Raw genomic sequence first — 9,390 nt, 5'->3', positions numbered from 1 at the left:
AAGTATGTCCTCATGTTGTTTAAAAAATAAAATAATATCTGTCACTATTTTATCGAAGCATCTAGCAAATTATTTGCTATATTTTTCTTATTATAACACACAATCAAGTCTTTGCAACCATCAAACAAGCTTTTACGTGGCATTTGTTAGCATGAAAGACCGCAAAAATCACCGCCATTAACCACTTGCCTACAACCAACCATGATACGACATCCTAAAATTATCAAACATATTGCATTTGCTATGGTAAATCTGTATGGCAATATCTCTCATTTTCACCCCCTTATTTTGATATTATTCAGCATTGCCGCATCGCACACGATTTATCAAAAACAATCTTTTGGACATTTGATAGTTTTAATTAATGTTTCGATTGTTTGGGCTGACAATGGAAATACGAATAACATCATCATTTTTTAATATATTTGAATGCCAAATATTATCAAAGTAGCACTTGCAATGATGAGCAACTATTTGGAGCATTTGAATCACCAACAATTAAAGATAAAAAAAATACACCAATAAATCTTGGTGTATTTTTTTGGTGCCAATATTATCAAACAATTCGGTCAATTTAATGACGAAATCGCGTTATAAAGCATTCAATAAGCGGCAAATACTTCGTGATTGCCATCGTTATTTAATAAAAAAACCTTATAAGGGTCTTGTCTGCCTTGATAGACAGCATCGTCCATGCCTGGCGTACCAATCACCATGCCAGGAACTGATAAGCCGATTGCATCAGGCTTTTGATCCAACAAACGCTTGATGTCTTGAGCAGGGACATGACCTTCGACTGCATAACCTGCCACAATCGCTGTATGACAAGAACGATGATCATCGGGTATGCCAGCATCATGCTGGATTTTTTGATTGCCTGTGTCATGTGATTTGACAGAAAAGCCATTCCTTTGCGTATAGGCCACCCATTTGGAGCAACAGCCACAATTTGGATCTTTCCAAACTTCAACAGTCACGGAGTGAGATGGTTGCACAGCAAAAAATCCCATGACGATTAAGGCTGTCAAATAAACCAATCCAACACCAACAAATGACAATTTTTGTCTGACGGTTCTAATCCGCATACAAACCTCTTCAAAACTGATAGGGCAGGCAAGAAGTCATCAACCTGTTTTGGTACAAACGCTACTTGCTTGACTTATTTTTGCCAAATAGTACAAAACTGAGAGAGGGGGTTATTTCATACAGATAAAAACAAACCCCTTGGGCTCTTAGGCTACAAGGGGTGCAATATGGAGCTCTTATCGAGAATTGAACTCGAGACCTCTCCCTTACCAAGGGAGTGCTCTACCGCTGAGCTATAAGAGCGAAACCGATATATGGAGCGGGTGGCGGGAATCGAACCCGCACCATCAGCTTGGAAGGCTGAGGTTCTACCACTAAACTACACCCGCAGGGTAGTAAAAACAAGGTAGGGAAATAATGGTGGTGGGGGAAGGATTCGAACCTTCGAAGCTTTCGCGACAGAGTTACAGTCTGTTGGGTTTGACCGCTCCCCAACCCCACCAAGTGGTACAGGTGTATCTTTTAATGGTCTTTTAAAAGACTAAGCCCATTTGCTTGGGCTTGACCTGAAAGATTTCTTAGGAGTGGTGCCGGCTGCCGGAATCGAACTGGCGACCTACTGATTACAAGTCAGTTGCTCTACCAACTGAGCTAAGCCGGCGGTGTTTCCTAAGTGGTGCGTATAATAACATAGATTTCAGATTGTGCAAGTTATTTTTTTATTAATTTTTAAATTTTTATATAAGTAACTGATTTTTATTATTTTATTTTTATATATTTCATTATGCTGACCATCATCAAATTTCTAGCTTTTATTGAACACCCTACTCTAATTTATCATGTGTTATGGTTATTGGCAGAGGTAAAAAATCGTGTTATAAGTAATCGCTTTTTATAGCTAACCTAAATACTTTCATTGAGGATTCATCATGATAAAACCCTTGCCTTGGCAGTATTGCTCGGACTAGGTCTGGCAAGCACCGCTCATTCTGCACCCATCTTACAAGTCAATGGTGACTACAGTATTACGCAGCGCAATCACGCCAATGCATGGGTTGAAATTGACGTCAAAGCTTTTGAAGACAACATTACACGCCTTTAGCAACAGCTTGGCAACAAGAGCCAGATTTGCGCCATCATGAAAGCAGACGCCTATGGTAATGGTATTGACCTGCTTATGCCTAGCATCATCAAATTAGGTGTGCCTTGTGTTGGCATCGCCAGCAACGAAGAGGCAAAAGTTGTCCGAGCTCATGGCTATTAAGTAAAATCGCCCGTGTACGCTTAGCCAGTGTAGAGGATTATGTTCGTGAGCGTTTGGCGCTGTTTAAAGAACAAAGCTCGTGGCTTATCAAAAACGCTAAGCTAGATCGTAGCAAACTCACCCTACACACCGCCAATTCATTCGCCACCATTGCTGTACCTGAAAGTCATCTTGACATGGTGCGTCCTGGCGGTCTTATCTACGGCGATACGATCGATGCCAACTGCTTATAAGCCCATCATGAGCTTTAAGATCAAAGTTGCCAGCGTGCAATTTTATAAAGCCGGCACAAAAGTCGATTATGATGGTACGCACGCGCTTACCCGTGATTCTTATTTGGCGAACCTACACTTTGGTTGCTCGGACGGTTATCGTCTTGCCTTCACCAACAAAGGTGTGGTACTCATTGGCGGCAAACGTGCCAACGTACTAGGCAAAGTGCCAATGAACACGACCATGGTGGACGTAACCGACCACGTTAACGATGTCAAAATCGGCGATGAAGTAGTCATCTACGGCTCGCAAGGCGAGGATAGAATTAGCCAAGCTGAAATTAAGGAAATCAATGACGCTCTACTGGTGGATCTATACACGATTTGGGGCAATTCAAATCCTAGATTTATCAAAGCTGATTGAGTTAAATAATTCAGAAAGTAAAAATCCCACCTTGTGTGGGATTTTGTTTACCAAGAATTATGTTATACAGAAAGGCCTTTGCATGCCATTTCCACCGCCTTGACGATTGCCAATGCTTTTTTGTTGGTTTCTTCCCACTCTGCCACAGGGTCGGAGTCTGCCACCACGCCTGCCCCCGCTTGGATATGGACTTGTCCGTCTTTTAACACAGCAGTACGAATGGCAATGGCGGTATCCATGTTGCCCGCCCAGCCCAGATAGCCCACCGCTCCACCAAAAACGCTACGGCGAACAGGCTCAACCTCATCGATGATTTGCATGGCTCGGATTTTGGGGGCTCCCGACAGCGTACCTGCTGGGAAAGTCGCACAAAACACGTCCAAAGCGTCCTTATCAGCCGATACCGCGCCTTCTACGTTGCTTGCGATGTGCATGACTTGTGAATAGCGTTCAATAAACATTTTATCGGTTACCTTGACCGTGCCGATGTCGCACACCTTGCTAATGTCATTACGCCCTAAGTCGATGAGCATCAGATGTTCAGCGATTTCTTTTTGGTCGGAGAGTAGCTCGGCTTCTAGTGCCAAATCTTCTGCCGTGTCCACGCCACGACGGCGAGTCCCTGCCAATGGTCGCACGGTAACTTTACGCTCATCGCCCACCGTCTCAATGCGAGAGAGAATCTCGGGCGATGCCCCCACGATGTGAAACGGCTCGTCATTGGCAAGCTCGCCTTGGATAAGAAACAGATACGGAGACGGATTGAGATAACGCAACGCCCGATACACCGCGAGCGGGTCGCCACTGTACTCACCCGACAGACGTTGGGCAGGGACGACTTGCATTACGTCCCCCGCCCTGATGTATTCCTTAATGCGATTTACGTCCGTGCAGAATTTGTTTTGCCCTGTTTGTGAGACAAAATGTGGTAGGGGCTGTTTTTTGACGGTCAAATCAGGCTTGTGCGACAGCAAATTCTCAATAATATCAAGCTGTTTTACCGCCTTTTTGTAGCCGTCCTTGGCTTGTACGTCCGCATAGACCACGATAGACAGGGTATGTTCTAGGTTGTCAAATACCACGACAGACGATGATAGGGTCAGCCACATATCAGGCAGAGCCAAAGGATTGGGCGAGTTTGACACGCCAACAGTCGGCTCAATTACTCGTATCATGTCATAGCCAAAATAGCCCACGAGTCCACCACTAAATGCAGGCAAATCGGGCATGACATCTTGGCTTGGGGTTTTGTACTCCGCCATAAAGGTGCGGATAAAATCAAAGGGGTTGGTGTCGTGTGTGCTTATCTCGTCCTTGCGAGCATCCTTTACCACCACTTTGTCATCATGATACTGTATGACAATGTCCGAACCTAGCCCAATCATGGAATATCTTGCCCAGCGTTCGCCCCCCACCACCGACTCAAACAAATAAGCGGACGCAAAAAATTTACGCAAATTGGCAAACACCGATACAGGGGTGGCATCGTCCATTAGGCGTTTTTTGATAAGTGGAATGTGGGTATAGCCTTGCTCAGAAAGGGTATAAAAATCGGATAAAGATAGCATGTTTTTCCTAATTGTTATGTTAATTTTCTTATTCTACCACAAGTAATATGACATGGTAATATCACCATAAAAATAAAAGCCTTGTCAAATGACAAGGCTTAGGATGACGAATAAAACTATTGGATTTCTGATGACAATGTAATATCTACATTGCCTGCCACGGCTTTTGAATATGGGCAGACGTGATGCGTTTTTTCGACAATACGAGTAAGCGTGTCAGCATCGATGTCGGTGTTTTTGGCGATGACATGGATATTGCCCGATAAAAAGAAATTATCATCGCCTTCTTTGCTTAAGTTAATAGTGACTTGTACTTCACTGTCAAAGCTTGCGCCCTCTGCTTTTTTGACCAATCCCAGTGCGCCATCAAAACACGCCCCGTAACCTACGGCAAACAGCTGTTCAGGGTTTACACCATCTTTGCCTGAGCCGGGGCTCACCAGATTAAAAGTAGTCGCGTTATCGCTTAGACTGGCGGTACCGTTTCTGGCGCCAATGGCGGTGGCAGTGGTTGAGTAGATTTGAGCCATTTCATTCTCCTTTTTGGGTGTTTTTAGGTGCTTGTTATTGATTCCATTGTAAAGATAAAATATGACAATTTCAAGAAAAACACCCGCACCTTTACACGACTACCACAAAACAGACAGCCGCCATTGATCTATCAATGAGCTTTCTCCCAATTCTCCCCCACGCCAATCTCCACAACAAGTGGCACGGCAAAATCGACGTCCCAGCCTAAGCTTTTGGCGGTATCGGTCAACACGTTTTGCATGGCGGTTTTGATAAGCTTGCCTATCTCGTCCGCCTTATCGCTATCGACTTCAAATACCAATTCATCATGCACTTGTAGCAAAAGTTTGGCATGGTCTTTGGGCAGGATTTTATCCACGGCTATCATGGCAAGTTTGATGATTTCGGCGGCAGAGCCTTGTAGTGGGGCGTTAATGCTTGCCCGCTCCGCCCCTTGTCTTATCATGGCGTTTGATGAGTTGATGTCGGGAGCGTAGAGCTTACGTCCTAAAATGGTAGTAACATAACCTGTTGATTTGGCGTAACTTTTGGTATTTTCCATGTAGTCATGTATGGCAGGATAACGGGCAAAATATCGCTTGATATAGTCCTTTGCCACGCCATTTTCTACGCCAAGCTGTTTGGCAAGCCCAAACACGCCCATGCCGTATAGTAGCCCAAAATTCACCGCCTTTGCTGAACGTCTCTCGTTTGGCGTTACGTCTGATAGCTCCTTACCCATAATCTCGGCAGCGGTGGCGGTGTGAATGTCTAGGTTGTTTTTAAAGGCATTAATTAAACTCTCATCGCCACTAAAATGAGCCATGAGCCGCAGCTCAATCTGCGAATAATCCGCCGCCATAATCACACGTCCTGTCGGTGCGATAAAGGCTTCACGAATGAGTCGCCCTGTGTCGGTGCGAATGGGGATATTTTGTAGGTTGGGGTCTGATGACGACAGTCGCCCTGTACTCGTCAAGGCTTGGTGGTAGCTGGTATGCACTCGCCCCTGTTTGTCAGCGACTTTGGCAAGAGCGTCCGTATAGGTGCTTTTGAGCTTGGATAGACTTCTGTGTTCTAGCACCACGTCCACAAGCGGGTGGTCAATCTTGGCAAGGGTCGCCTCAGACGTGGAATATTGCCCTGTTTTGGTTTTTTTACCGCCTGATATGCCTAATTTGTCAAACAAGATCTCGCCAAGCTGTTTGGGGCTTGCCACGTTAAAGCTCTCGCCCGCCAACTCAAACGCCTTTTGCTCTAATTGACTGATTTGATTGTCAAAAGCAAGCGATAATTTACCCAAAAATTCGGTCTTTATCAAAATGCCGTCATGCTCCATTTGGGCTAAGATTTGGGCAGTGGGGATTTCTAATTTGTGCAAAAGGCTATTGGCATTAGTATCTTTTTGTAAATACTCGTCAAACACACTAAACAAGCGATACGTAATGTCCGCATCTTCGCACGCATAATCGCTTGCCTTATCCATGTCCACTTTATCAAAGCTAAGCTGTTTTGCCCCTTTACCTGCCACGTCTTCAAAGGTGGTGGTATTTATGCCCAGATAGTGTCGTGCCAAATCGTCCATGTTATGCCGTGTCGCCACGCCATTGATGACATAACTGGCTAACATGGTATCCATATGCCAATTATTTAGCTCAATGCCATATTTTTTAAAAACATGACTGTCGTATTTAATGTGCTGTCCGATTTTGCCGATACTCTGATTTTCTAAAATGGGTTTTAACTCATTTAAAACAAAGTCCCTATCTAATTGATTATCAAGCAAAATATCAAAATCGCCCGTATGCCCCACAGGGATATAATAGCCTTCATAATTGGTTGTAGCGACAGATACCCCAACCAACTCTGCCTTTTGCCAATCAATACTGGTGGTCTCGGTATCAATGGCAAAATAAGGCAGACTCTTTAATTTATCAATAAGCTTATAAAATTCATCAAGGCTATTTATGGTTTTGTAAGTACCTTGTTTAATGGGTAAGGGTTTAACAGATAATTCATCGCTGTTATCAGCCAAATTATCATCAAAAGGATTGTTTAATTCATTATCGGCATTGTCATTATTAAATAAATCATCAGTAACAGGCAACTCCGCCATTTTTAATAATGCTAACTGCTCTGCCATTTCTTTTTTAAATTCTAATGTCTTAAATAACTCATATAACGCTTTGGCACGTTTTATTTGTGTCTGTTTATTATTGTCTAATCTTAATTCGTCAAATGAAATGGGCAGTTCTAGATTGGTAACAATCGTGGCAAGGGTGCGATTTAGGGGGATTTCGCCTTGATGCTCGTATATTTTTTGCCCAACCATGCCTTTGATATTGGCAAGATTTGCCAAAATGCCGTCAATATCGCCATATTCGGTCAATAACTTGCTTGCCGTCTTCGCCCCAACCTTAGGAATGCCTGCAATGCCGTCCGATGAGTCGCCCATGAGCGTGAGATAATCGGCGATTTGGGTGTTGTGTACGCCAAATTTGTCAAATACGCCCTGTACGTCCGTGATTTTGTCCTTAAAACTGTCTTCCAAAATCACACAGTCATTAACCAGCTGTGCCATGTCCTTGTCGCCTGTGGAGATGACGACAGGATAGCCGTTTTGGCAAGCGGTGCGAGCAAGCGTGCCGATGATGTCGTCCGCTTCAAAACCGTCAATTTTGATGAGGGGAATGCCCAATTTTTCAATCAAATCATGAATATACGGAATCTGCACTCGCAAATCATCGTCCATCGGCGGACGGTGAGCCTTATAAGCGTCCGATAATTCGTGGCGAAAGGTGGGGGCTTTGGTATCAAAAGCGACCGCCATGTGGGTAGGCTTGTATTTTTTGATGAGCTTGCCCAAGGCATTTAGCACGCCACGAGTGGCATTGGTGGGCAAGCCGTCTTGGTTGGATAAAAGGGGCAAGCCGTGAAAACAGCGAAACAGATAATACGAGCCGTCCACGAGAATGACAGGTGGTTTGGATTTATCAATGGCGGAAGTGTCAAAAGTGGCAAGGTTGGGGATGTCGGTGTAGGTCATGATTTTAATAACTTTTTTGATATAAAATTTGAACTATTATACCCAAAAAAGGAAAATTAGGGAAAATTTCCCCATAAAAAAAGCCCTGATGCTCAGGGCTTAGATTTACCGTTTAGTCATATTCGGTGCATTCCACGTCTTCATCACGGCAAAACATCTCATGGTGCTCGGCTCGGCATTGTTTGAGTACATCTAGGCGAGCCTTGCCACGACTGGTGTTTTCGGCGCGGTAAGTTTCGGTAAAGGCTTTGACTTTGCAGACATGAACACTGTCTTTATTTTCTTTGACAAGCACAGGCACGCCCACAGGTACAGGCACGACAACCGCCCCTGTATTTGGTGTGTCAATGGGTGCAACACAAGCAGATAAAAAAGGCATGGCAAGAGCAATCAGCGCAACACAAGTTTTCATAGTACTAACCTACAAATAGAACAAAAAAATAATACCCTAAAAATTGTAAGGTATTATACAAAGACAATATAACGTAAATTTTTGGAATATGTAACAAATTGTAAAATTAATCAGCCTTCAAAAGATACAAACAAAAAGACGCCACCGCCTCAAAACTTGTCTCACGCTTTAATGCTGTCTTCTTATCAAGCTTGGTTTTATAAGTGTAAGGGGTCATGTCAATCAGATCAATCAGACTTTGATTATCCAGAGCCATCGGATTGTCGATTTGCCATTCATCCACCAGTTTGAATTCTGGCGCAAGCTCATCGATGAACTTGGTCGGCTGGTGCGGATTTACCGTATCGAACAGCCTTTCGCGCATGGCATATAGGTGCTGTGGCGCAGGTGTCGCCATCAGAAGATGACCGCCAGATTTTAACACTCTTAACAGTTCTTTTTTTGGCAATGGGCTAAAAAAGCTCGTGCACACATCCACACTGCCATCTGCCACAGGCAACACCGAACCTGTACCCACCACCCAAGTGATGTTCTTATTAAGATCCTGATTTTTGTAAGTTTTTGATGCAGTAATGATGGCGGTCTTAGCGATGTCTAGGCCGATGACTTGTGCGCCCTGCTCTGCCAGAACGCTCGTGTAATAGCCCTCGCCGCAGCCGACATCCAACATGGTTTTTGGGGAGAGCTCGCTGACAACTTGACCGATTTTATCGCGTAATGGCGCATAGAATCCATTGGCTAAGAAACGCTTGCGAGCCTGAACCGAGACAGCCGTATCGCCCGCACTGCGGCTGTTCTTATGCTGGACGACATGCAGATTGACGTAGCCATCTTTGGCGACATCGTAGCTATGTCGATTCTGACAGCTGTAAGTTCTACCATCTAAGATCAGATCGGTATAGCAAATAGGGCAATTTAGCATAAGTGT

At 44.2% G+C, this 9,390-nt stretch carries 10 protein-coding genes and 4 tRNA genes; 4 read left to right on the top strand and 10 right to left on the bottom strand.

The annotated features are described in order from the left end of the window. Positions 1-602: 602 nt before the first annotated feature. From MBO_RS06360 to MBO_RS06340, 5 genes are all read right to left on the bottom strand, one after another. On the bottom strand, positions 603-1,028 hold the full coding sequence (locus MBO_RS06360) for a DUF411 domain-containing protein (protein ID WP_227712685.1): 426 nt from the start codon (positions 1,026-1,028) through the stop codon (positions 603-605). 226 nt (positions 1,029-1,254) lie between these two features. Beyond that, positions 1,255-1,329: transfer RNA gene (locus tag MBO_RS06355), tRNA-Thr, on the bottom strand. A 12-nt stretch (positions 1,330-1,341) separates the two neighbouring features. Further along, positions 1,342-1,415, bottom strand: a tRNA-Gly gene (locus MBO_RS06350). Between the two features lie 29 nt (positions 1,416-1,444). Continuing rightward, positions 1,445-1,528: transfer RNA gene (locus MBO_RS06345), tRNA-Tyr, on the bottom strand. An 83-nt stretch (positions 1,529-1,611) separates the two neighbouring features. Then, a tRNA-Thr gene (locus MBO_RS06340) sits at positions 1,612-1,687 on the bottom strand. Between the two features lie 255 nt (positions 1,688-1,942). Here MBO_RS06340 and MBO_RS10195 point away from each other — a divergent pair. The 4 genes from MBO_RS10195 to MBO_RS10180 are packed head-to-tail and all read left to right on the top strand — an operon-like array spanning position 1,943 to position 2,926. Then, on the top strand, positions 1,943-2,128 hold the full coding sequence (locus MBO_RS10195) for a hypothetical protein (RefSeq protein WP_265013589.1): 186 nt from the start codon (positions 1,943-1,945) through the stop codon (positions 2,126-2,128). A gap of 36 nt (positions 2,129-2,164) precedes the next feature. Continuing rightward, entirely contained in the window at positions 2,165-2,290 is a 126-nt protein-coding gene (locus MBO_RS10190) for a hypothetical protein (RefSeq protein WP_265013588.1), read from the top strand. Further along, positions 2,233-2,523 (top strand): alanine racemase, encoded by a 291-nt coding sequence (locus MBO_RS10185; protein ID WP_265013587.1) that lies wholly within the window; start codon positions 2,233-2,235, stop codon positions 2,521-2,523. The genes MBO_RS10190 and MBO_RS10185 overlap by 58 nt, the downstream gene beginning before the upstream one ends. Then, positions 2,507-2,926: an alanine racemase C-terminal domain-containing protein gene (locus tag MBO_RS10180; RefSeq protein ID WP_052585344.1), complete on the top strand. Its 420-nt coding sequence runs from the start codon at positions 2,507-2,509 to the stop codon at positions 2,924-2,926. The genes MBO_RS10185 and MBO_RS10180 overlap by 17 nt, the downstream gene beginning before the upstream one ends. A gap of 62 nt (positions 2,927-2,988) precedes the next feature. Here the strand turns inward: MBO_RS10180 and MBO_RS06330 are convergent, their stop codons facing one another. The 5 genes from MBO_RS06330 to MBO_RS06310 all read right to left on the bottom strand — a co-directional run bounded on the left by MBO_RS06330 (position 2,989) and on the right by MBO_RS06310 (position 9,384). Next, positions 2,989-4,494: an anthranilate synthase component I family protein gene (locus MBO_RS06330; RefSeq protein WP_036365739.1), complete on the bottom strand. Its 1,506-nt coding sequence runs from the start codon at positions 4,492-4,494 to the stop codon at positions 2,989-2,991. 116 nt (positions 4,495-4,610) lie between these two features. Beyond that, positions 4,611-5,024 carry an Ohr family peroxiredoxin gene (locus MBO_RS06325; RefSeq protein ID WP_036365737.1) on the bottom strand — a complete coding sequence of 138 codons (414 nt, stop codon included), beginning with the start codon at positions 5,022-5,024 and terminating at the stop codon, positions 4,611-4,613. Positions 5,025-5,155: 131 nt separating this feature from the next. Further along, positions 5,156-8,050, bottom strand: a complete 2,895-nt coding sequence (gene polA, locus MBO_RS06320) for a DNA polymerase I (protein ID WP_036365734.1) — start codon at positions 8,048-8,050, stop codon at positions 5,156-5,158. Positions 8,051-8,162: 112 nt separating this feature from the next. Then, on the bottom strand, positions 8,163-8,462 hold the full coding sequence (locus MBO_RS06315; protein ID WP_036365731.1) for a hypothetical protein: 300 nt from the start codon (positions 8,460-8,462) through the stop codon (positions 8,163-8,165). A 106-nt stretch (positions 8,463-8,568) separates the two neighbouring features. Then, the gene (locus MBO_RS06310) at positions 8,569-9,384 is read right to left on the bottom strand and encodes a methyltransferase domain-containing protein (RefSeq protein WP_036365727.1); all 816 of its coding nucleotides are present in this window, start codon (positions 9,382-9,384) and stop codon (positions 8,569-8,571) included. Between the last annotated feature and the right edge of the window lie 6 nt (positions 9,385-9,390).

This window comes from Moraxella bovoculi 237, from assembly GCF_000696305.2.
In the GTDB taxonomy this organism is placed as follows: Bacteria; Pseudomonadota; Gammaproteobacteria; order Pseudomonadales; family Moraxellaceae; genus Moraxella; species Moraxella bovoculi.
Note: the sequence above shows the minus strand (reverse complement) of the source record. Positions and strands in the feature narration are given on the sequence as shown.